The organism is Anaerovibrio sp. (assembly GCF_045637405.1).
In the GTDB taxonomy this organism is placed as follows: Bacteria; Bacillota; Negativicutes; order Selenomonadales; family Selenomonadaceae; genus Anaerovibrio.
The window spans coordinates 14,911-39,330 of sequence record NZ_JAZTZI010000165.1; the positions used below are offsets into that span (position 1 = coordinate 14,911).

The following is a 24,420-nucleotide window of genomic DNA, read 5'->3' on the forward strand; positions in this document are numbered from 1 at the left end:
TATCCTCCTACCTGTCTTTCAAAGCTGTAATTATCTGACGGGCGATAGGAGCCGCTACAGTTCCACCGCCACCACTATTTTCAACAATTATGCAAAAGGCTATTTTCCCCTTCGGAAGCTCAGCTGCACCAATAAACCAGCCGTGATCTGCCCCCTGGGAATTCTCTGCAGTACCGGTTTTGCCAATAACCCGGACACCGGACACTGCCGCTGCCCCTCCAGTACCGTTGGTTACAACATTTTCCATAAAGCCACCAATTATGCTGGCGCGCTTATCAGAAGTAACCTCTATCCATTTTGACGGAGAGGCTTTTCTTATTACCAGCCCTACAGGAGAAATCACTTCCTCCACAAGATATGGAACCATAATCTTACCCTGATTAACATAAGCACTGGCCAACATTGCCATCCGCAGAGGTGTCACCAATGTCTCTCCCTGACCGATACCAACCTGGGCTGTATCACCATCCCCAAGAGATGAAAATTTTGGCAAATGACATTTGCTTTCATTAAATTCACTGTTAATCGGAGTGGTAAAACCAAATCTGTCAAAGGCACTCTCCAACCCTTTTCCATGCATCCGCATAGCCAGGGTACCAAAGGTAACATTACAGGATTCTGTAAGAGCATCCTTCAAGGTAAGATTATTACCATGAACTGCTCCGTGGCTTTCGCCAATATATTCATTGCCAATCTGCAATTTACCATTGCAGTTGAACTTCTCATTTAAGTCAGTAACTTTTTCGTCAAGGGCTGCATCAGCTATAAGCACCTTAATGGTGGAGCCTGGTGGATAAAGTCCCTGGGTAGCTCTGTTTAGAAGCGGGCTGTCCTCCCTTGCCGTGAGGCTCTTCCAGTTGCTCTCAACATCTGTAGGATCTACAGCGGGTTTGCTCACCATGGCTATTATGGCTCCAGTCTCTGCATTCATAACCAGCACAGCACCCTTATGGCTGCCCAATGCCTCATAAGCCAATTGCTGAATATCTGCATCCACCGTAAGCTTCACATTATTGCCCTGGGAGGACTGCATGGCCTGGCCTATTGGCCCCAGCATCTGTAATTGCTGGGACTGACCTGTAAGATCGTTTCCTGCCACAGACTCAATGCCGTCACTGCCGATGGCCTCTCCAAGATACCCTGTTACCGGTGCCATTATTGCACCATAAGGGTAGCTTCTTTCTCCCGGCTGAGAGCTTTTTGCCAGCTCCCGGCCATTTATATCAAGGATTGCTCCCCTTGTTATATCTAATGCTGCATTGCCACGACGGTTCATAGGATTGGCCGCCAGTGATGGTGCCGCGATAACCTGCAGATAAACAATATATCCAAAAAGACACATGAAGCATGCCATCATAAAAACACTGCAATGCAGAATATATTTTTTTATATCTTTATGCCCCATGAACCTTTTCCTTCTTTGATAATGACAATAAAAGACCTATCATAATAAAGCCTGATACCATGGAACTGCCGCCATAGCTAATAAATGGCAGAGTGATGCCCGTAAGAGGCAAAAATTTGGTTACGCCGGCAATAATTATAAAAGCCTGGGTAAAGAGGGCTATGGAAAAGCCCGCAGCCGCCAGTGTATGAAGCTCTTTTTTGCAATTCATGGCAATCATAATACCGCGATAAAAAAGCATCGCATACACCATCATAATGACGGTACAGCCCAAAAGCCCCAACTCCTCAGCCACAGCTGAGAAAATAAAATCCGTATGGACCTCGGGTATAAGTCCCGGATGGCCATGCGTAAAGCCCGTTCCCCAAACGCCACCAGCAGCAAAAGCAAACAGTGACTGAACCACCTGATATGCCTGTCCTGCCGGATCTGCCCAAGGATCAAGCCAAATATTAAAGCGGACCTGTACATGGGAGAAAAAAGCGTAGCTTATTGCAGCTCCCAGCCCAAAAAACAGCATAGCTATAAACACATAGGATTTACTGCCGGTCCCCATATAGGTCATAAACACTGCCATACAGAAGAACAGCAGGGCTGAGCCCAAATCACGCTGGACTACGAACATAAGAATAGCGATGCCCCAAATAACCAAAAGAGGAGCAATAAATCTTATTGGAGGCAAATCGAGAAAGAGAAATTTCCGTTTTGCTGCATTCAGCATTTCCCCATGGTCAGACAGAAAAGCTGCCAAAAACAGCACCAGCAGTATTTTACCAAACTCTGAAGGCTGGACAGAAATAGGTCCAAGTACCAGCCAGTTCTTGCTGCCACCGATTTCCACACCGAAAATCAGTGAAAGACACAATACCACCAACGTACATATTCCCAAAATGTACTGATACTGCATCATGTTTTTCAGCTGGCGGGAGAAATACAGGACTCCCAGCATTACAACCATACCAATCATCAGCCATCTTAGCTGAGGTACACACAGTATAGGCTTCAGTCTGGCCAACATAATTATGCCCAGGCTTGAAAAAAACAGCACCATGGGAAAGACCCATATATCGCTGCTATACCTTCCCTTAACAAGAAACAGCTGAATGACGAACCCCATAACAGCCGCCCCCAATGCCCAGGGAACAGGTGAATAATCTACATTGGGATACTGGTTCAGCATTATAATTCCCAAACCAGCAAACATAATCAAAAAATCAACTGCCACCAAAAGCAGGCTTTTAGTTTTCATTGTATTCCACCACTATTGCTGAGATATTGTCCAAACCACCGCCAGCCTTGGCCTGCTCCACCAGTGCGGCTGCCTTGTCCGGGCAATCCCCTTTATCAAGAGTCGCCTGAATAGCAGGCAATGTCACCATATTGGTAAGACCATCGGAGCACAAAAGAAATACATCGCCGTCCTGCAGCCCCAATTCACCGGTATCCACCTTTACCACAGGGTCTACTCCCACTGCTCTTAAAAGCATATTCTTGTTTGGGTGATCCTTGGCCTCTTCAGCAGAAATGCTGCCATTGGCCAAAAGCTCCGCCACATAGGTATGGTCGCTGGTTATCTGCTTAAGCTCACCATTTCTGAGACGATATAGTCTGCTATCCCCCACATGGGCCCAAAAGGCTGATTTTTCTTCAAGGTGAAGTATGGTTGCAGTGGTTCCCATTCCGCTTCTTTCAGGATTTTTTTGGGTACATTCAAAGATGGCATCATTTCCATCAATAACCAGATAGCGAAGGCCATCCTGGTCAAGGGTGGTATCCTCAGATGACAGTTTGTTTTCCACAGTTGCCGTAAAAATATGGCTGGCTATTTCACCGGCCACATGACCACCCATTCCATCAGCCACCACAAATACATCTTTAGGGCCGACTAAAATACTATCCTCATTTAGCTCTCTCACTAAGCCGATATCAGTAGCCTGACTAACCTTTAACAAATCTATCACCTCCCGAACTCAAATGTAGCCGAACCAACAGAAATCAAATCACCGGACTGCAAATACTGTCGCCCGGTGATGGGCTCGTTATTCACAAATGTTTTGTTGACACTGCCCATATCCTCTATTACATACAGATTGTTCAAAAGGGCTATTTCCGCATGATGATGGGAAGCAAAGCTATCATTCAAAACGATGTCGTTATCGTTCCCCCGACCAATACTGATATGATTGGAAAAGGCAAATCGCTGACCTACCATACTCTGATCAGAGCATTCCAGCACTGTCAGCACCGCTTCCACATTAGAAATTTCTGTAACTGCATATATATCTTCCACTACAGGCTGACTGTCTTTTTTCATAAACTTCATCAGCTTATAGACAAAATACAGCAATAATAGAAGCAACCCATATTGAAGGGCAATGCCCAACGTCTTAATTATTATTGCAGTTCCCTGCATATCAAATCACCTCATACACCAGCACCGTCTCACCAATTCGTATTTCATCCCCGGTATGAAGGAGCTGTGGTGACACTACCATTTGTCCGTTTACGAAGGTACCATTAAGACTTTCGGCGTCATACAATATATGGCGATGCCTTTCATAGGTTATAAAAGCATGGACCCTGGAAGCATTGGTATCAGTGAGGATGAAATCGTTATTCACCCTTCTGCCGATATATATCTGCTTTTCTCCAAACTCCAAATAGGAATCTATATCAGGTCCCTCTATTGCCAGCAGGCTCACTGTCTTATGCTCCACCGGCAGGTTAAGAGGCGGCTTGAATTCTGATTTGTTCAGCACAATGGTATGGCACTCCGGCACCTCCACTGGATGCTCCATTTCTCCGTAACTGTCATCCACAAAGGTTCCCTTCACCTCGCAGGTGCCCTTTTTGAACTCCTCATTGGCATTCAAGGTAATTTCCAGCTGTCCATCCATAAAACAGTCATTGGAAATAATCATCTTTTCCACCATAACATAAAGCTCATCAAGAAAGCGACGGGCGCAGAGACGCTGATAATCATCAGGGGCCATTTCCACATAATAAAAATTAGGCACAATCAGACCTGTCTGACTTTTGCGCCTTTTTCTGATTATTTCTCGCTCCAGCTGCTTTATGACCTCAGTTGGTTCCAGGACAGAGCTCAGCTTGCGATTAAAAAATCCCTCTATCTTTTTTTCCAGAAAAGACTCCAGATTGCCTATAGACATAATAGTCCCTCCTAAGCCTTACCCTACACTAACGGGCGCTAAGGCTCCCATCCTCTTAGTTGGGAGTTAAGCGCCCATAAGCTCAGGATTTACTCGACTAAAATTCAGTTGGAGTTTAAAGCTCCAACTGGATAAGTCTCGTTTTACTAGTCTTAATTTTACATCTTAAATCTATACAAGTAAATAAGATAATCCGCTTAAAATCAGCTATCTCAGCCATTTTTTAGGTGTCTGTTTCTCAGCTGGCCGCAGGCAGCCTGAATATCATTGCCCATTTCCCGGCGGACTGTTACCGTAATATGGTGCTTGGCCAAGTACTTCTCAAAGAAATCTATTCTCTCCGGGGACGGACGGTTCCAATTCCGCTCCACCACGGGATTTATAGGTATCAAATTTACCGAAGCCAGCTGTCCCTTCAGCAGCTCCACCAATTCCTTGGCCTGCTTGGCATTATCATTAACCCCATCAATAAGAATATACTCGTAGGTAACCCGGCGATGGGTCTTTTCACCATAATCCCCGCCAGCCTTTATCACATCGGCCATAGGATACTTGCGGTTAATGGGCATAAGCTCCGAGCGAAGGTTGTCCTCCGGTGCGTGGAGTGAAATGGAGAGATTAACGGGTATCTCCTCCTGGGCCAAACGATAAATATTGGGAACAATCCCAGAGGTGGATAAGGTTACACTGCGGTAACTCATTCCAAGACAATAATCCTCATGAAGCAATCTTATATATTTTAGAACATTATCATAATTAGTCAGTGGCTCGCCAGAACCCATAATAACGATGGTATCCACCTTTTCCCCGTTTTTTGACAGCATATCATTTATGTAATAGGTCTGAGCCAGCATCTCTCCCGCAGTAAGATTACGAACCATACCGTGAAGAGTTGAAGCGCAAAAAGCACAGCCCATATTACATCCCGCCTGGGAGGAAACGCATATACTGTTTCCGTAGGGCTGGCGCATAAGCACCGTTTCCACTCCTACCCCATCAGAGAAATTAAGGAGAAACTTGGAGGTTCTGCCGTCGGCAGAATCCAGCTGATCAACACGGGCAGCCCGGTCAATTACGCACTCCCCAGCCAGCTTTTCCCTCATACTCTTGGGAAGATTTTGCATATCGTTAAAATCAGTAACACTTTTCTTGTACATCCAATCCGCCAGCTGCTTGCCGCGGAACTTTGGCAAGCCCCATTCCGTAAGAAGTTCTGTCAGTTCCTCCAATGTTTTGCCGAAAATATTAACCATGATGAATTATTTTCTCCTCATACATGCAATAAAGAATCCGTCTGTACCGTCACGCTGAGGATACAGCTGAACCATTTCATCATCTCTTGGCACAGGCAGTCGCTCCCCGGCATTTTCCAGAGTAAATTCCTTGGCCTTTTCCAAAAAAGCCTTAACTACATCCTGATTCTCCTCATGGGCTATAGTACATGTACTATACACCAAAAGCCCCCCTGGTTTTACCGCTGCCGCTGCACTTCTGAGAATTTCCAGCTGCAGCTTAGGCAGCTCCTTTATAAGCTCAGGCGATTTACGCCATCTGGAATCAGGCTTTCTTCTGAGAACCCCAAGACCAGAGCATGGTGCATCAACCAAAACCCTGTCTGCCTCTTGTGGGAATTCCTGCCAAATTTCCCTGGCATCAATAAGCATTGGATCAATAATGGTAATTCCAAGGCGCTCAGCATTGTTTCTGACCCTTTCCAGCTTATGCTCGTAGATATCGCAGGCCACAATGCGTCCACGATTTTCCATCATAGCTGCCATGTGGGTTGTTTTTCCTCCCGGGGCACTGCAAACATCCAATACCAGCTCCCCTGGCTGAGGATCCACCACATGGGCCACCAGCATGGAGCTTTCATCCTGGACCTGGCAATAACCATCCTGAAGCACCTGCAAATCATCAAGGGAACCATGGGACTTGATAATAACCCCTTCAGGCGTGAATACAGACTGCTGACAATCCACACCCACTGAAATAAGCTGAAGCATAAGCTCAGAACGGTTTGTTTTCAAGGTGTTGGCCCGTACAGAAAGAGGTGGCTGCTTGTTGTTAAATGCACACAGCTTTGCTGCCTCATCATAGCCAAATTCTTTAATCCAACGACGAACCAACCACTCCGGGTGCTGCTCCGTAAGGGCCAGCTGAACAGTGGCATTCCCCTTTCCCTCCGGAAATGCCCCCTTCTCCGGCTCTCTTACCATAGTACGCATTACACCATTGACAAATTTGGCAACCCCTGCATGGCCAAAACGCTTGGCCAGCTCCACAGACTCATTGCAAGCGGCGGAATCAGGCACCTTGTCCATATACTTAAGCTGGTAAACACCCATGCGTAAAATATCTCTTATAATCGGGCTAACCTTGCTTATAGGGCGATTAATATACTTTCTGATAATCCAGTCCAGAGTTTCCCCTGCCTTTACGGTACCATAAACAAGCTCAGTAACAAAACGACGGTCCATATCACTAAGACCGCCCTTACGTAGCTCCTTTGCCAGAGCTACGTTTGCATAAGCCTCCTGTTCATGGACCGCATTTATAATTTTCAAAGCCGTTTCACGTGCTTTATCCATTTAATTCTCCTCTTCCTGACTGACAGCATCAGATGCAGGCAAATCTATAATATCCATAATGGCTCTTTTGAACTCCTCAACATCAACCTTGGTGTTGAAGCATGGACCATTAGGGCGAATATTCATAACTCCTACTGAAGGTATAGGGTATACATCCTGGATACCACTGGCCAAATCACGCTCGCAGGCCACTGCCACAACCGCCTGTGGCCTTATTTCCATAACCTTTTGGCGGGCCAAGGTCCCCCCTGTTACCACGAAGAAATGAAAGCCGATTTCCTCAGCCAAGGTTACCAAATCTCCAATATTACAGCCACCACAACGCTTACAATTATTGGGATCCGTAGTTATCTTATGGGGACAAGTGCTAAGCTGCAAACAGTGAGGTGTCACCACTAAAAGTCTGTCAGCCGGCACCTTCAAATGACGATTGCCTACAATGGTATTACTCACTGCCACATAGGATGCCTCAATACGCCGACGATCAATCCCAACAATTTTCCCAGCAGAAATAACAATGTAATAAAGGACATTCAAAAGGGTATAGGTCTGCTTTTTGAAAATAGCAGGCAACGGCCAACCTTTTATGCCAAACACCATCCCCAAAATCCCAAACCCAATGAGGAACAGGATTCCTATCATAGCCGCCGCGAAGGCAGGGGCCAGATGGGGATTTATATTATTAAGACCAGGAAGGGTTATAAACCAGACTCCTGCACATATTATCAGCATTATGATATAGGTTATGCACAAAAGACTGATAAAAAGTCGCTTCTTAGCCTTTTTTACCGTATATTTCATAACGTATCCTCTTGGAAAACAGCATCAATTAAAAATGAACCCAACTTTTACGCCATTGCCCCGAACAAAATCACCTGCTGCCATGCGTTTTTTGCTAGGTGGCTGAATCTCTGTGATTTCTACAGCGCCCTTGCCAGCAGCAACAATAAAGCTCTTTTTGGTAAGCTCCAACACCTCACCTGGATTACCGGACTTATCCTCTCTTACCTTTGTGCCCCAGACCTTGTAGTTTTTGCCATCCAGCATGGTCCAGGCCACTGGCCATGAATTAAGTCCACGTACAAGATTATGAACCTCCTGAGCCGACTTGGTCCAGTCAATATGACCAGTTTCCTTGGTAAGCATAGAAGCATAATTGGTAAGGCTGTCATCCTGTTTTTCTGGAGTGATAGTCCCAGCCACAAGCCCATCAACAGTATCTGCCAACAATTTGCTGCCCATAACCGCCAGCTTATCGTGAAGTTCCTCTGTAGTCATATCCGGTGTAATTTCAATTTTGCTCTTAAGAAGCATATCTCCGGTATCAAGGCCCGCATCCATCATCATGGTGGTTACGCCGGTTTCGGTTTCCCCGTTAATGATGGACCAATGAATAGGTGCCGCCCCACGATATCTAGGCAGTAAGGAAGCGTGAACATTTACACAGCCAAGGCGAGGAATATCCAAAACCTCCTGAGAAAGGATCTGACCGAAGGCTACAACCACAATAAGATCAGGCTTCAACTCCTTTAGCCTTGCTACACACTCAGCTGTCTTTATTTTCTCCGGCTGCCAAATAGGCAGGCCGTATTCCAATGCCTTAACCTTTACTGGAGAAGGCGTCATTTTCTGACCTCTCCCCTTTGGACGATCAGGCTGTGTAATAACGGTAAGCACTTCCGTCTTTTCTTGCATTACATCCAGACAACCAACGGCAAAATCCGGTGTTCCCATAAAAACAGTTCTTAATTTGCTCATTTGTTTTCTCCCTGCTTAATGGTCTTAGCCACATCAATAAACAATGTACCCTCCAAATGGTCCAGCTCATGCTGAATGCAACGGGCCATAAGGCCCTTTGCTGTAAGGTGCTTTTTCTTGCCCCAGCGGTTAAGGTAATCAACACTGACCTTCTCCGCACGTTCCACATCGCCAAATACATTTGGCACACTAAGGCATCCCTCCTGGCCAATCTCGGTACCCTCACGACGTGTAATCACAGGATTCACCATTTCCAGCAAGCCATTGTCGTCACCAACATCAATTACCACCAAACGGATGGACTGCCCCACCTGTGGCGCGGCCAAACCGACGCCATCAGCCTTATACATGGTCTCAGCCATATTTTCCATCAGCTTTCTAATTTTGCTGTCAACCTTCTCTATGGGAGCGGCAACCTGTTTCAAAACAGGGTCACCAGCTTTTACTATATCTAACAGTGCCAACTATAACACCCTCCTATTTCTCTATATCCGTCTAATTTTATCATATTATGGAAGGAAAGTCCAAACTATACCATCTCAGCAAAAAACGCAAAAAAATGGAGCACTGTCAACGTATCTGATCAGTGCTCCAAAATATTTCTAGGGGTTAGTATAGCAAATTAGCAAATTAGCAAATTGGTTATTACTCTTTGCCAGCCAGTCTCTTGTAATTAGCGAGTCTGGTTTCAGCATCCTTCTGAGTCTTCTCGAAGAGAGCCTCAGCAGCCTCTGGGAATGCACGCTTCAAGCTGTTGTAGCGAACCTCGCCCATGAGGTAATCCTGGAACTTGCCGAAGTCTGGCTCCTTGGAATCAAGGCTGAATGGGTTCTTGTCAGTGCCAACCAGCTCTGGGTTGTAACGGTAATTAGCCCAGTAACCGCATTCAACAGCACGGGCTGCTTCCATCTGGGATTTACCCATACCAATCTTGATACCATGGTTGATACAAGGAGCATAACCGATGATAAGAGATGGTCCTGGATAAGCCTCAGCCTCTGTAATAGCCTTCAGAACCTGATTCTTGTCTGCACCCATGTTAACCTGTGCTACATATACATAGCCATAGGACATAGCCATCATGCCCAGATCCTTTTTCTTGGTCTTTTTACCAGTTGCAGCAAACTGTGCAATGGCAGCAGTAGGAGTAGCCTTGGAAGCCTGACCACCGGTGTTGGAATATACCTCAGTATCGAATACGAATACATTTACATCCTCGCCGGAAGCCAATACATGATCCAGACCGCCGTAGCCAATATCATAAGCCCAGCCGTCGCCGCCGAAGATCCACTGGGACCGCTTAACCATGAAGTCGCGGTTATCATAAATCTTGTTGAGAAGTGGATCGTCACCCTTCTCAGCTTCAAGAGCACCAATCAGATTCAGTGAACGCTCACGGGTACCCTCGCCACAATTCATGTTGTCCTTCCAGTCAACCATTGCATTCTTAAGAGCATCGGAAATCTTTCCGGATTCCAGGGCTGCAGTAACATCAGCTGCCAAGGCCTCACGAACAGCCTTAACGCCCAGGAACATTCCAAGACCATACTCTGCGTTGTCCTCGAAGAGGGAGTTAGCCCAAGCCGGACCATGGCCCCAAGCATTCTTGGTGTATGGCATTGCAGGAGCAGATGCACCCCAAATGGAGGAACAGCCTGTAGCATTAGCTACCATCATGCGGCCACCGAAGAGCTGGGTGATGAGTTTAGCATAAGGAGTCTCACCGCAGCCTGCGCAAGCACCGGAGAATTCAAGACAAGGAGTCTCAAACTGGGAACCCTTAACAGTAGTCTTCTTCATAGGGTTAGTCTTAGGGCTAACCTTCACGCCATAATCGAATACAGCCTGCTTGTCAAGCTGAGTAGCGATAGGCTTCATAACAAGAGCCTTCTCCTTGGCAGGGCAAACAATAGCGCAGTTGCCGCAACCGGAGCAATCCAAGGTGGAGATTGCCATGGTGAAATTCAGGCCCTTGGTACCAAGAGCTGGCTTGGAGGTAAAGCCCTCTGGTGCAGCATCCTTTTCCTCATCATTGGTGAGAACCGGACGAATTGCAGCATGTGGGCAAACAAATGCGCACTGATTACACTCAATACACTTAGTAACATCCCATTCAGGAACATTAATTGCAATACCGCGCTTCTCGTAAGCAGCAGTGCCGGATGGGAAGGTACCATCTGCATGGGCAGCCATCTGCTTAACAGTAATCTTGTTACCCTCCTGACGGTTAACTGGCTCCAGAATTTCCTTAACGTAAGCTGGAACATCGGCTTTGCATTCTTCCTTGGCATCCTTTGCATCAGCCCAGTCAGCAGGAACATTTACGAGATGCAGTGCGTCAATACCGGCATCAACAGCACCATTGTTCATATCTACAATATTCTGGCCCTTCTTGCCGTAAGAAGTTACGATAGCGTCCTTCAGATAGCCAACAGCCTTCTGAAGCGGAATAATATCAGCCAGCTTGAAGAATGCAGACTGCATTACCATATTGAAACGTCCGCCAAGGCCCAGATCCTGAGCGATCTTAACAGCGTTTACAGTGTAGAACTTAATGTTGTTCTTGGCAATATAGCGCTTCATGGAAGCAGGCAGCTTCTCAGACAGCTCCTCATCAGACCACAGAGTATTCAGCAGGAAGGTACCGCCTGGCTGTAAGCCTGCCAAAAGGTCATACTTATTTACATAAGACTGCTGGGAGCAAGAAATAAAGTTTGCATTATCGATAAGATATGGAGAAGCAATTGGAGACTTACCAAAACGCAGGTGGGACATGGTAATACCACCGGACTTCTTGGAGTCATAAGCAAAGTATGCCTGAGCATACAAATCAGTCTTATCACCGATAATCTTAATAGCGGACTTATTGGCACCTACAGTACCATCGGAACCGAGACCCCAGAACTTACAAGCAGTGGTTCCTTCAGGGGTGAGGTTAACATGCTCTGGGTATGGAGCAAGAGAGGTATTGGAAAGGTCATCAACGATACCGATGGTGAAGCCGTTCTTAGGGGCATCCTTCTTAAGCTCTTCAAACACGCCCAAAACCTGGGTAGGAGTTACATCCTTACCACCTAAGCCATAACGACCGCCAACGATCAGTGGATGACGATGGCTTGCATAGAATGCAGTACGAACATCCTGATACAGTGGCTCACCAAGAGCACCAGGCTCCTTGGTACGATCAAGAACCGCAATCTTTTCTACAGTAGATGGAATAGCCTTCAGGAAATGATCTACGGAGAATGGACGGAAGAGATGAACTGCAACCGCACCAACCTTCTCACCCTTGGCATTGAGGAAATCAACACACTCCTGAAGTGTCTGGTTAATAGAACCAATAGCGATTACTACGCGCTCAGCATCCTTGGCACCATAGTAATCAAAAATATGATGCTCACGGCCGGTAATCTTGGCCATCTGGCCCATAGCCTCTTCCACAAGCTCTGGCAAAGCGTCATAGGCTTTATTTACTGCCTCACGGCCCTGGAAATAAATATCATCATTCTGAGCAGTACCACGAATTACAGGATGGTCAGGATTCAAAGCGTTGCGACGGAAAGCATTTACTGCATCCCAGTCAAGAATCTTGGCCAGATCATCATAATCAACCAACTCAATCTTCTGAATCTCGTGGGAAGTGCGGAAACCATCAAAGAAGTTCAGGAAAGGAATCCTGCCCTTGATAGCAACCAAATGTGCTACAGCAGCCAAATCCATTACTTCCTGTACAGAGGATTCTGCCAACATAGCCACACCAGTCTGACGCGCGGCCATAACATCCTGATGATCACCGAAAATATTCAGTGAAGAAGTAGCCAGTGCACGAGCAGATACATGGAATACACCTGGGAGCATCTCGCCGGAAATCTTATACATATTTGGAATCATCAGCAGCATACCCTGAGAAGCAGTGTATGTGGTGGTCAAGGCACCGGCCTGCAAGGAACCATGAACTGCACCTGCAGCACCAGCCTCGGATTGCAACTCAACAATGCGTACCTTCTGACCAAAAAGGTTTTTCTGCCCCTTTGCAGCCATCTCATCAACGTGCTCTGCCATTGGTGAAGATGGGGTGATAGGATAGATAGCAGCCACATCTGTAAATGCGTAAGACACATAAGCCGCAGCTGTATTACCATCCATAGTCTTCATTTTCTTGCCCATACTTGATTAACTCTCCTCTCATAACACGAAATTTACCCGAATACCAATCAAGTAACAATAACATCTATAACAATTTCCTTATAAATGTTTTACAAATTCATTATACATCTAACCTATTCTTTTGTAAAATAAAACGCTTTTTTCTTTTTATTTTCGCACAAATGAAAAGAAACCAAAATTATTTTGAACATAATTTCAGTTTCTCGCCAATAATCGTCAGACAAATATATCTCATTTATGCTTTTATACATAAATTTAATTCCGTAAAAATAAGAAAAAGAAAAAGCCGGATTCGAAAATCCAGCTTTAAATGCAATGGTCGGAGCAGCAGGATTCGAACCTGCGACCCCCTGGTCCCAAGCCAGGTGCTCTACCAAACTGAGCCATGCCCCGTTGTTGACCCTTGTCGCGTCAACATTGATAATAATACTACAATCTCCATTGCTTGTCAACAAAATTTATTACTTTTTATTCCATTACTTCTGCCAGTAATCAAGGCTATCAGTAATTCCAATATCATTGGCATAGAATACCGGATCCTTGCCTGCAGCTCTCTGGCTTTCGTAATCTCTAAGACAGGCCATTGCCTGACGGCCCAGGATAACGATTACCGGCAAGTTGATAATAGCCATGCAGCCCATAAGAACATCTGCCAAATTCCACAGAAGGTCCATGCTGAGGCCGGCACCTACAAAAATAACCAGGGCAGCAAATACACGATAAATGGTCATAAACAGCTTGCCTGGCACCTTGCCGTTTACATAAGCCAGACAGTTATCTACATAATAAAGATTACCCAACAAGGTAGTAAACGCAAAGAGCAGCATGGAAACAGTCAAGAACACTCCAGCCCCGGAGCCAAGGGTTGCATCGAGGGATGCCTGAACGAATGGAGCACCAGCCAATTCCTTGGTAGGAGCAACACCGGAGCTCATGCAAAGGAAGGCAGTAGCAGTACAGAGAATCATAGTATCAATAAATACTGAGAACATCTGAACAAGGCCCTGCTTTACCGGATGAGAAACATCTGCTGCAGCTGCGGCATTTGGTGCAGAACCTACACCTGCCTCATTTGAGAACAAACCACGCTTGATACCGAACATAACGCAGGAACCGGTAAAACCACCAAAAATTGCCTCAAAATCAAAGGCCTGAGTGAAGATGATATCAAAAACACTTGGCAAAAGCCTGATATTCATGATTACCACGATTACGGCAACCAGAACATATATAAGTCCCATAAGCGGAACCAACGCGGAGGTAGCCTTAATAATTCTGCGGCCACCGCCAAAGATACACCATCCTACAAGAACTGCCAAAACGCCACCAATGACCCATGGTGTGCTGGCTGGATTGTAAAATGTGAATCCAGAGAATGTGGACTGGAGGTTATATGCACACAGCATATTAAAACCAATACCATAAGTACAAATCAGTGCCAAAGCAAAGATAATTGCCACAAATCTGTTATGAAGGGCACTCTCAATATAGTAGGCCGGTCCACCGTAGCTGGCATGTTCACCGCGTTTTTTGTACACCTGAGCCAAAGTGCTCTCCACGAATGCAGCACCGCCGCCCAAAAATGCAGCCAGCCACATCCAAAACATGGAACCAAAACCGCCAAGGCACAGTGCTGTGGAAACACCAATGATGTTACCAGTACCAACTCTGGAAGCAGTGGAAACCATCAACGCCTGGAAGGATGATACCTTCTGTCCCTCTTTCTTCTCCATGATAACCTTCAACGTCTCACCAAAAAGGCGAATCTGGACAAATCTGGTCCGCAGAGTGTAATAAAAGCCTACGCCCAGAATCATGACAATCAACAGCTTGCCATACATGAAGTTAGAGATTTCCCCAATTAGCGCATCCAACATTTTCTTATCTACCCCTTTTCCTTTTAAAAATAAATTAAAACTCCCTTATTCAGGGAAAAAATCCCCCAAAGTTTCTTTATCCTCAGGTTTACCCATGTAAGAGCCTATCAGGAACAAAATCAAAGAAACAGTAATACCGATGGTTATCTGGTGAAGCCCCATAATCTTATATCCCATGCCCTGGGCAAAACAATAAAGCACTGTCCCCCCAACCATAGAAAGCATTGCTCCGGTCTTATTTGCCCTTGGCCAATAAAGCCCCAGCAAAAGCGTCCAGAAGAAAGCCGTTTCCAGACCTCCAAAGGCAAACATATTAATAAGCCAAATGAGGCTTGGTGGCGTCATGGCTATAAAAAATACTATGGCACCAATAACTGCAGTGGTCAACATGGACAAGAGCCGCAGCTTGCCATCTGTCGGTTTTTTCCCCTTTCTCTCCTGACGATGGAGATAAATATCCTTAATAATAGCTGACGAGCCTACCAACAGCAAACTGCTGATGGTGGAAATACTGGCAGAAAGGGGACCAATTATCGCAATGCTTGCCAAGGTTGCCGGCATTGCCGTTACCACGATACGTGGAATAATGCTGTCTGTCCCGCCATAATCAGCAGGAGCCCCCGTCATCACTCCCTGCCCCAGAATACCAGTAAGATTTACACCAATATTCATAAATCCTACCACGAAAGTACCAATAAGCATGGCTCTAACCAAACTCTTATTGTTCTTGAAGGCCAATCCCCTTACCACTGACTGAGGCAAAGCAATGGTACAGATACCAACCAAAATCCACTGGGTAAGATACAAGCCATAAGGCATCTTGCCCCCGGAAAGTGGCTCCAGCATGTCTGGACGGTTTGTTTCCAGATGAGCCACAATGCTGTCATAGCCACCACCGGCCTGAAGGACAAAATATACCAGCATCATAATGCCGATCATCATCATCACAGCACAACAGGTATCCGTAATGGCCACAGCCCTGAAACCGCCAATGGTGGTATATACGACTACCATGGCTCCAAAGAGAATCAATCCCGTCACATAGCTGTACCCGGTCACCGCTTCAAACAGCTTGGCACCGCCCACAAACTGGGCTACCATAGTAGCACAAAAGAACAAAACTATAATAAATGCAGAAATCTCTGCCAATAAATCCGACTTATATCGATGGCGAATAATATCAACCACCGTTACCGCGTTAAACTTGCTGGCCAGCAATGCCACCCGCTTGCCGAATATACCCAGCACCAAAAATACCGCAGTTACCTGAACTACAGCCATATAGACCCAGCCAAAGCCCACATTCCAGGCCACACCAGGCCCCCCAACGAAGGAGCTTACGGAGCTGTAGGTGGCAACAGTGGTCATGGCGAGAACAAAGCCTCCCAAGTCCCGGTTGCCAATAAAGTAGGTCTTGACGAAATTATTCATCAACCCTGACTGCTGCTGATGACGCACGTAGAAGCTGATACCAATCATAAAGGCCATATACCCCAAAAGAGGTAACAGCTGACTCAGATCACCATTCATGGCTGTCCCCCCTTTCTGGAAGGATTACCATCTGTTTCCAGATCAATGTCCTTGAAAACAAAGGTAGTAAGAAGCTTTACCAAAACCATGGCGAAAATCCACACGCCGAAGGTTCCGGCAACAGCCCAAAGGGGCAGTCCAAAGACTTTAATTTCCACATCAGCCAAACCGAATCCGGCCAACATCCAAAAGATGATCAAAACCAATAGGGTTATGCCGGTCCACATGGCTTCCCTGCGAATCTGGAGATATTTTTCTTTTTCTGACATACAAAACACCTTTCTGTAGAACCTGATCCTAAAATTAGACAATACTTGCCCAACCAGTGTCCTCAACATCTGTAATTATACTATGCCTTCTTGAACTTGGCAAAAATTTCATCTATTTCAGGGCCAGTAAGCTGGTATTTCTCCACCAGCTTGTCTGCCAGTGCCTTAATAGCCTTCTTGCCTTTTTTTACAATCCGCAGGGTGTTTTCGTATTCCTGCTGTATAATTTCATTTGCCTCCTCATAAACCTTTACTGCCGCCGGACTTACAGAAAGGGTTTCCAACGGTATATAGGCCCGAAGCTGTTTGCCCATACCAAGATTATTAACCATCAAAACGGCATGAACAGTAGCATTTTCCAAATCACCGCTGATACCAGCATTGACCCCTTCCTTTTCCCCGAAGAAAACCACCTCAGCAGCACGTCCTGCCAAGCTTACACGTATCTTGTCCACATACCACTGACGGTTGTAGTTCTTGGAGATTTTTTCATTCACCTTCGGCTTGGTGTAGCCACCATATTCCTCACGGCCCACAATAGTTACAAACGAGGACTGTTCACCTGTAAGCCACAAAAGATAAGCATGCCCTGCCTCGTGAACTGCAGTGGCAAAATAGTTAATCTCCTCCCAGTCATGCTTTTGACCAAATGTCAGCTCGTCAAGGGCATCGGAAAGAATATCACTGTCCACCTCTTTTTGCTGCTTTAAGGCCATACGGGTAGCCAAGGAAATAAAATCATTAATATCCGCAATGCTATGTCCAAAGACACGATCTGCAATATTATTAATGATGGTATCAGGAATTGTTGTTATTCCTTTATTAGTAAGGGCCTTTTTGATTCCGGCAATACGTTCATCCCGGTCAGGCAAACGGACATAAATCTTGTGCTCCAAAAGGTGCAGCAGCTCAGGGTCCAATTCAGAATTTTCATCAGAAACAGTTGAATGGGACCAGTTCATCGTTCCCACAAACAGTACCGGGGAACCGCAATTTTTAATGTCCTTGATACCATTAATAAATGTTCTGACAGCCCCAAGTCCACAGGCCTTTATCAATAAGTCAAACTTCTCTATCAGAATTACTGCCGGAGCCTCGCGAATAGCCTTTTCAAAAAGGTCCTTTAATAACTGGCAGGCCCCTTCAGGAGTAAGGTCAGCCAACCTTGATGGGGTTATCATCAAAAGACTGGCCTCTGCTTCAGTAGCCAGTGCCCTGGCCAGGGAAACCTTACCTGCATCAGCGGAGCCAAAGAGCAGAACGCCTCCTGGCACACTGTGATATTTCATCACAAAAGCCTCAGGATTAACCAGATACTCCTTCAGATATTTCAAATCCTCTTTGGCACTGGTACCCCCTACTATATCATCAAAATACCGTGGTTCCTTCTCCTCCTCAAGATATTCATCCACCGGATCCGGTCCCTTTAGGGTTTCAAAATCAAAATCGTAGAATATTACTTCAGCTGTCTTGCCATCATCAGAAAGCTGCTGAGCCGTGTTATATTTTACGATTAAGTCCTCCCGTTGAAGGGCGTCATAATTCTTCTGAATAAGGGTATCCCGTGCAACCAGCAGCATCTCCGCCTGAGCGTGTTCACGGTCCACGGAAAGATCCACCGTCCCCCTGGCTCCCTTCTGCATAAAGGTAAAGTAATCAGCCATGGTAATGTTGTCGTGCTTAATAAGATAAACCGGCAAGGTTGGAAGATTCTCACGAACAATTTCAAAAACGCCAAGGCCTACCGACACCTCATCGTCCAAGCTAAGCACATTAAATCCCCTGTCCTCCACTCCTTCCATAAGATCCACCACCACAAAGGAAAGAATGGTATTGGACAGGGTTTTCACCGCTTCATCAATACTGGTGACAAAAATGTAATCTATAAATTCATTTTCCAGCAGGCAATTATATTTTTCCTTGTCTGCCACCAGCAGCACCTGAGGCTTTTCCTTATAATTGAACAAATTGGCCATGGGGCTCTCCACCTCAGGGCGCTCCACTGTAAAAATTATCTTCTGAATTTTGGTAAGAGCATCTGGTGCCAAATGGCGGCTTAACTCATAAAACTCATTTTTAAGAAAAGCCCTGCTGAGAGGCAATACAGAATTGGCGTCTATCATATCACACTGATTAAACAAACACAGATTCAGCATATCCGGGTCAAGATTCATGTCATAGCCATATTCATTTTTTATCTCATTGGCAAAATCAAAAAAGCTCTGCTCCATGAGCTCCAGCAAGTGGTTGACCGCCATATCCTTGAAGAAAATGATATTTTCATTATTAAAATATTCATAAAAGAAAATAATAGGAAAATCAGATTCTTCAAGCTCCTTGGCAAAGGAACCCAAAATCACGGATTTAGGCAGCATGGAGCCAAGATTGTCATTCAAATATAGCTCCGCCCCTACATGGGTCGTAAAAATAATGATACTTTCCCCAAAGGATATTGCCTTGCCTGTGGAGGCATCCACCACCTGCCCTGTTTCAATAATCTGACTTATGGCAGAAACCACCTTTGGACTGGCCTTTTCTATATTTTTCAGAAGCAAAATACCACTGGGATTTTCCTCCACGAATTTGGTGATCCTGCCAGCCTTTTTGCTGCCACTTACGGTATTCACCAAATCCTTGGCAAAGGTTTCCGCCGCGTTCATGTCCAGATTAATTTCCAAAATACTGCGCTTCAATACATCTGCCGTAATGTGGGCTAAACGGGACTTACCAATGCCAGGAGGCCCCGATAACAGAAAAATATTATGAAGTGTCTGGCCCGACGATTCAGGAATAAACTGACCCTTAAATATTCCCTGAACGAAATAATGTATGGCCGCATCCTGCCCCTTAATATTGGCACATAACGTCTGATAAAGGGTCTTTGTATTCTTGGAAAGCTCCACCAGCTCTTTTTTCTTGTTCCGCTTCATAATAATCCCCCCTTGGGCACAATATACTAAAGCAGTTGATTTTATTTCTTTATCCGTTTTTCGGAGGAAACTATTGCTCCCGCTGGGCACACCAGCAAGCACAAGTGGCATCCTATACACCGCTTAGGATCCAAAATAGGCTTTCTTTCCTTCATTATTATGGCCTGATGTCCACCATCAGCACAGGATATACGGCAACGACCACATCCAATGCACTTGTTTCGCAGGAACTTTGGATAAACAACTGTATCCCGCTCCAGGGAATCCGTGGTATTGCTGACATGCTCCAAGGCCAGCCCCACTATATCCCTTACACTGCTATCGCCTATCACCCTTAAATAATAATTAAGCCCCGCCTTTAAATCCTTAATTATCCTATAGCCATACTGCATTACGGCAGTGGTCACCTGTACTGAGCCTGCCCCCAACAGCATAAATTCCGTCGCATCCTGCCACGTCTCAATACCGCCCATGCCACTGATATGAAGGTCAGAGAGATGTGGATTTTTTCCCAGCTCCGTAATATATCTTAATGCTATAGGCTTTATGGCCTTGCCGCTATATCCTCCCACCGCCGAATCTCTGCCTACCGCCGGGCTGGAGACATAAGTATCCAAATTTATACGCATAATACTTTTAATGGTATTGATCGCTGAAAGTCCCTTAGCGCCACCCCTTTTGGCCGCCTCCGCAGCTTCACTCATAGAAGCCACATTGGGGGTCAGCTTTGCCAAAACCGGAACAGTTACTCCACGGCAGGCTGCTCTGGTAAACCGTTCCACAAAGGCAGGATTTTGTCCAATATCAGAACCAAGACCTCCCTCCATCATGTTGGGACAGGAAAAGTTAAGTTCTATGGCATCCGCCCCATTTGCCTCGCAAAGACGTGCCAAGCTCTCCCATTCTTCATCATCTCGCCCCATGATAGAGGCCATAAGGAATTTATTAGGATAATCCCGTTTCAAGTCCTTTAAAATCTTCATATTTTCTACCACACTGTGGTCAGAAAGCTGCTCAATATTCTTAAAGCCTATAATGCTGCTTGTGCCACCGGTTATGGCTGAATACCTTGGAGATGCCTCACGGATCTCAAAATTGCATATCGTTTTGAAGGAAGCTCCAGCCCATCCTGCCTCAAAAGCTCTGGCACACATATCATAATTGCTGCCTACAACAGAGGAAGAAAGCAAAAATGGATTTTCCAAAGGTATGCCACAAATATCCGTCTGCAAAATGCTTTCATCAGCCAGCTGCTCTTTTGTTATCACTGGCTTTACTTCATTTCTAAGACGTGTAATCAGCCCTTTTACAGGTATCAGGCCTGGGCGAACACAAGCCTTTTCACATGGGGCATCACAATCTGCACAAGCGTCCGCTTCCGGCAAAAAGGACACCGCATGGTGTTCACCTCCCAACCATATCTCTCTTAATTTTTCACCTGGGTTAATCTTGGACGGACACGCTTCATCGCAGGGTGCATTATCACATAAGGCACAATTTATCATGTCCCGTCTTTTTATATTGGGCTGCAAAAACATCGTACTCACTCCTACTTACACACTAAATGAGCTTTAGAGGCTACCCCCAGCTTTTCCAAATCATTAATCACTACCACACAATCCGGACGGACATGCTTCATTACAAATTCCATTTTGTCCAACGGAATAGCTACACACCCACCAGTATATGGCTTTTGCGGTCCAAAGGAATGGAGGAATATAGCCGATCCTGCACCTGGCAGTCCTTCAGCATTATAGCTGATATTCAGGCAGTAAATATATTGAGGATTATAATCCACAATGCGTTCACTGTTCTCCTTATCCAACCCCGGCAAGCTACGGATATCCACCATTTCATTATATTTCATGCCCGGACGAACATCTCCGGACCAATATATATTTTCATCCGCCTGACGATACGGAATAGCACAACCAGGATCAGGGGCGATGCCAAAGGCTGCATTGAAGCCGAATGTTCCCACCGGTGTCATGCCATCCCCTTCCTTATTTTTACCCAAGCCATTTTTTCCTATAATGCCGGGAGTTGTCATTACCTCTTTCCAGTTACCATTCCAGTCCCTTTCGTGCATAGAAACCCAGGCAGTGGTATGCCCTATACCAGCCACCACAAAAAGCTGATTTGCCTCTTGTGCCTCTGGAAGCCGCTGTACCCAAGCCGGGGATGTCTCATAATTTCCTTCACTGTATCCTTTATATGCTGTCATGGCACTGCGCCAACTATCCATAACCTCATCATTATTAAATGTTACAGACACTAATCCAGGGTTATTTTTAACGAATTCATCCCTTACATCTTTATAGCCCCACTGTACCAATTCAGTCCACTTGGCCTGGTCCTCTTTCATTTCCTCTATAGTAGACCGATGATAACGCACATCCGTCGGATGTCTGTACACATAGTACATGCCAGATATATCCTTGGCAAAAATTTCCACACCGGACATATCATAGCAAAGCATTTCATTTAATTGATTTTCATTAACCTTGCCTATACTGAATAACCAGCCCATCCCGTCATAGTTCATACCAGCTGCCCTGCTCTCCTCTACAGACTTCTTTTCTGATACGGAGAACAGAACACCTTCGTATTTATCATAAATGGTAGTTGTCAACAAAGCGTCCTTATACTTGTTGGGTACCTCAAGCCGATACCCTTCACAGGTGTAAAAGGTACTGTCATTTGCCAATGCTTCTTCTGATGACAATGTCACCAGCATAACCGCCAATATCATTGCAGTCATTGTCATCCTTAACACGCGTCCTAAAAAAGTAAACATCATAGCACCTCCATTTTAATCTTATCATGTTGATATATTCGACCTTCATCTTCAAATACCTTTTAGCAAACTAATAACCCCAAAGCCAATGTTATTTGACTCTGGGGTTATGATAGTTTATTTTTTTAGCCTTATTCCAGGCTGCAATGAATTAGAATTTAAACTTACGCAACGAATGCTGCAGGTCCTCAGCCAATCTTGACAGGGATTCACTGGCAGTGGCAATTTCACTGGCGGAAGCGGACTGCTCCTCTGTAGCAGCCGAAACTGTCTGCATTTCGTCAGAAACTGCACGGCCCTGCGTATCGATGTTAGCCACCTGGGTAGTGATATTCTCAGTATCGGAAGTAGCTGAATGAACCGCCTGACTCATCTGCTTAACTTCCTGGGTAACCTCATTTACCAATGACTCTATCTCTATAAAATTCTGCCGCAGGTTAGCCACAGACTCGGCACCGGCATCCACTGTAGCTCTGCCCTTCTGCATAGAGGTAACCGCCTGCTGGGTTTCCTGCTGAATTCCCGTAATGAGCTGGGTAATCTTCTGGGCTGCCTCACCGGACTGCTCGGCCAACTTACGGACCTCCTCAGCTACTACAGCAAATCCACGACCATGTTCACCTGCGCGGGCAGCCTCAATAGCCGCATTGAGAGCCAGCAAATTGGTCTGCTCAGCTATACCGGAAATAGTTTCTACGATAGTACCAATCTCCTGAGAGCTTTCACCCAATCTATCCACGATTTCCGAGGAATCCTGTACGCCAACTGCACCATTATGAATCTGCTGAATGGTCTCCTCAATGGATTTTAAGCCCTGAGCTGCAGACTTTGCCGCTGACTCTGCTCTGGAGGCCACATTATTTGACTGACTGTCAATGGCAGATACGGAATCATTAATATTGCTAACTGCCCGTGTGCTGGATTCAATAGCTCCCTGCTGTATCTGCACTGCACCGGCAGCATCGGTTACGGACTGAGCCACCTGAGTGGAAGCCTGGGCCGACTGCTGGGCACTGGCGGTTAATTCCTCACCGGCAGCAGCAATCTGCTCAGCACTGGCGCTTGTCTGACGCATGAGTTTATTAAGGTTTTCACGCATGATACTTACAGTATCTGCCAGCTGACCAATTTCATCAGTAGTGGTAACAGTACGAGGAGTTATACGGAAGTCACCATCACCCATACGGCGACAAGTTCCCACCATTCTGTCCAATGGGCCGGTAATTGCTTTAATGATTAGCATAGAGAAGGCAAACAGAGCAATTAAAGCAGCAACACTGAATAAAACCATCATTCTGCTGGCTGAAGCCGCATCGCTTTCCATCTTCTCAAAAAGAGCCTGAGAATTTTCCTGGGCCTGCTTTTGCTGAGCCTCCAGCAATAAACGCAGCTGCTTGGTGGCATCACCAGCATTCTTGCTGAGGTATGTTGCACCTTCATCCTTGTTATTTGCCTCTGCCAAAGCAATTACATTATCTATAGCAGAACCAAAAACCTTCCATTTATCCAGTATAGCGGCATTAGCTTTCTCTGCCTCGGTGCCGGCAGTGGCCTGCTCATACAGTTTCCAGTTGGACTCAAAGTTTTCCCTTATTTCCTTTTGATCATTTTTCAAATCATCAATTCGCTTTTGGTCCTTGGCAGACAAGGAAAGTGCTCCTCTGGACTGCATATCCCGGAGCATATACTTTATCTCGCCTATGCAGTACAGCTGCTGCATATTTTTCTGATAAATAATCTCCAAGGAATCACGGGACTCAGATATGGTGGAATAGCCGCGATAGCCAATCAAAGCCATACCAATGGCGGCAATAACCACAAGAGTCAATATTTTATACACCATTTTTAAATTGTAGAAAAAATTCATATATAACCCCCTCTTTCTTGCTGTATTCACTCAATGAGTAATTCTACCTATATAAGTAAAAT

Annotated in this window: 18 protein-coding genes and 1 tRNA gene; all 19 read right to left on the reverse strand. The window is 45.7% G+C overall.

The window, feature by feature from the left end; all coding sequences use genetic code 11:
* Window positions 1-7 precede the first annotated feature (7 nt).
* The 19 genes from ACKI5G_RS11670 to ACKI5G_RS11760 all read right to left on the reverse strand — a co-directional run bounded on the left by ACKI5G_RS11670 (window position 8) and on the right by ACKI5G_RS11760 (window position 24,358).
* Window positions 8-1,405: a peptidoglycan D,D-transpeptidase FtsI family protein gene (locus tag ACKI5G_RS11670; protein WP_407400540.1), complete on the reverse strand. Its 1,398-nt coding sequence runs from the start codon at window positions 1,403-1,405 to the stop codon at window positions 8-10.
* Window positions 1,395-2,654, reverse strand: coding sequence for an FtsW/RodA/SpoVE family cell cycle protein (locus tag ACKI5G_RS11675; protein ID WP_407400542.1), 1,260 nt, complete (start codon window positions 2,652-2,654; stop codon window positions 1,395-1,397). Before ACKI5G_RS11675 ends, ACKI5G_RS11670 begins: the two co-directional genes overlap by 11 nt.
* A complete protein-coding gene (locus tag ACKI5G_RS11680; protein WP_407400544.1) occupies window positions 2,644-3,366 on the reverse strand; it encodes a Stp1/IreP family PP2C-type Ser/Thr phosphatase in 723 nt (240 codons plus the stop codon). Before ACKI5G_RS11680 ends, ACKI5G_RS11675 begins: the two co-directional genes overlap by 11 nt.
* Window positions 3,363-3,818 (reverse strand): FHA domain-containing protein, encoded by a 456-nt coding sequence (locus tag ACKI5G_RS11685; protein WP_407400546.1) that lies wholly within the window; start codon window positions 3,816-3,818, stop codon window positions 3,363-3,365. Before ACKI5G_RS11685 ends, ACKI5G_RS11680 begins: the two co-directional genes overlap by 4 nt.
* Window position 3,819: 1 nt before the next feature.
* A complete protein-coding gene (locus ACKI5G_RS11690; RefSeq protein ID WP_407400548.1) occupies window positions 3,820-4,575 on the reverse strand; it encodes an FhaA domain-containing protein in 756 nt (251 codons plus the stop codon).
* Window positions 4,576-4,787: 212 nt separating this feature from the next.
* Complete coding sequence (rlmN, locus tag ACKI5G_RS11695; protein ID WP_407400550.1) at window positions 4,788-5,828, reverse strand: 23S rRNA (adenine(2503)-C(2))-methyltransferase RlmN; 1,041 nt, start codon at window positions 5,826-5,828, stop codon at window positions 4,788-4,790.
* 6 nt (window positions 5,829-5,834) lie between these two features.
* Window positions 5,835-7,163: a 16S rRNA (cytosine(967)-C(5))-methyltransferase RsmB gene (rsmB, locus tag ACKI5G_RS11700; RefSeq protein WP_407400552.1), complete on the reverse strand. Its 1,329-nt coding sequence runs from the start codon at window positions 7,161-7,163 to the stop codon at window positions 5,835-5,837.
* Window positions 7,164-7,964 (reverse strand): DUF116 domain-containing protein, encoded by an 801-nt coding sequence (locus ACKI5G_RS11705; protein WP_407400554.1) that lies wholly within the window; start codon window positions 7,962-7,964, stop codon window positions 7,164-7,166. It lies immediately after the preceding gene.
* A gap of 24 nt (window positions 7,965-7,988) precedes the next feature.
* Window positions 7,989-8,921: a methionyl-tRNA formyltransferase gene (gene fmt, locus ACKI5G_RS11710; RefSeq protein ID WP_407400556.1), complete on the reverse strand. Its 933-nt coding sequence runs from the start codon at window positions 8,919-8,921 to the stop codon at window positions 7,989-7,991.
* Window positions 8,918-9,385: a peptide deformylase gene (gene def / locus ACKI5G_RS11715; protein WP_407400558.1), complete on the reverse strand. Its 468-nt coding sequence runs from the start codon at window positions 9,383-9,385 to the stop codon at window positions 8,918-8,920. The genes fmt and def overlap by 4 nt, the downstream gene beginning before the upstream one ends.
* Window positions 9,386-9,566: 181 nt before the next feature.
* On the reverse strand, window positions 9,567-13,088 hold the full coding sequence (nifJ, locus tag ACKI5G_RS11720) for a pyruvate:ferredoxin (flavodoxin) oxidoreductase (protein WP_407400560.1): 3,522 nt from the start codon (window positions 13,086-13,088) through the stop codon (window positions 9,567-9,569).
* Between the two features lie 316 nt (window positions 13,089-13,404).
* Window positions 13,405-13,481: transfer RNA gene (locus ACKI5G_RS11725), tRNA-Pro, on the reverse strand.
* Window positions 13,482-13,564: 83 nt separating this feature from the next.
* Window positions 13,565-14,965, reverse strand: a complete 1,401-nt coding sequence (locus ACKI5G_RS11730; RefSeq protein WP_407400562.1) for an alanine/glycine:cation symporter family protein — start codon at window positions 14,963-14,965, stop codon at window positions 13,565-13,567.
* A 45-nt stretch (window positions 14,966-15,010) separates the two neighbouring features.
* Window positions 15,011-16,495, reverse strand: coding sequence for a sodium/pantothenate symporter (gene panF, locus ACKI5G_RS11735; RefSeq protein ID WP_407400564.1), 1,485 nt, complete (start codon window positions 16,493-16,495; stop codon window positions 15,011-15,013).
* Complete coding sequence (locus ACKI5G_RS11740) at window positions 16,492-16,764, reverse strand: YhdT family protein (protein ID WP_407400566.1); 273 nt, start codon at window positions 16,762-16,764, stop codon at window positions 16,492-16,494. The genes panF and ACKI5G_RS11740 overlap by 4 nt, the downstream gene beginning before the upstream one ends.
* An 80-nt stretch (window positions 16,765-16,844) precedes the next feature.
* Complete coding sequence (locus ACKI5G_RS11745) at window positions 16,845-19,694, reverse strand: AAA family ATPase (RefSeq protein ID WP_407400568.1); 2,850 nt, start codon at window positions 19,692-19,694, stop codon at window positions 16,845-16,847.
* 41 nt (window positions 19,695-19,735) lie between these two features.
* Window positions 19,736-21,232: an NAD-dependent dihydropyrimidine dehydrogenase subunit PreA gene (gene preA / locus ACKI5G_RS11750; RefSeq protein ID WP_407400570.1), complete on the reverse strand. Its 1,497-nt coding sequence runs from the start codon at window positions 21,230-21,232 to the stop codon at window positions 19,736-19,738.
* An 11-nt stretch (window positions 21,233-21,243) separates the two neighbouring features.
* A complete protein-coding gene (locus ACKI5G_RS11755; protein ID WP_407400572.1) occupies window positions 21,244-22,494 on the reverse strand; it encodes a L,D-transpeptidase in 1,251 nt (416 codons plus the stop codon).
* Window positions 22,495-22,642: 148 nt separating this feature from the next.
* The gene (locus ACKI5G_RS11760; RefSeq protein ID WP_407400574.1) at window positions 22,643-24,358 is read right to left on the reverse strand and encodes a methyl-accepting chemotaxis protein; all 1,716 of its coding nucleotides are present in this window, start codon (window positions 24,356-24,358) and stop codon (window positions 22,643-22,645) included.
* Window positions 24,359-24,420: the final 62 nt, after the last annotated feature.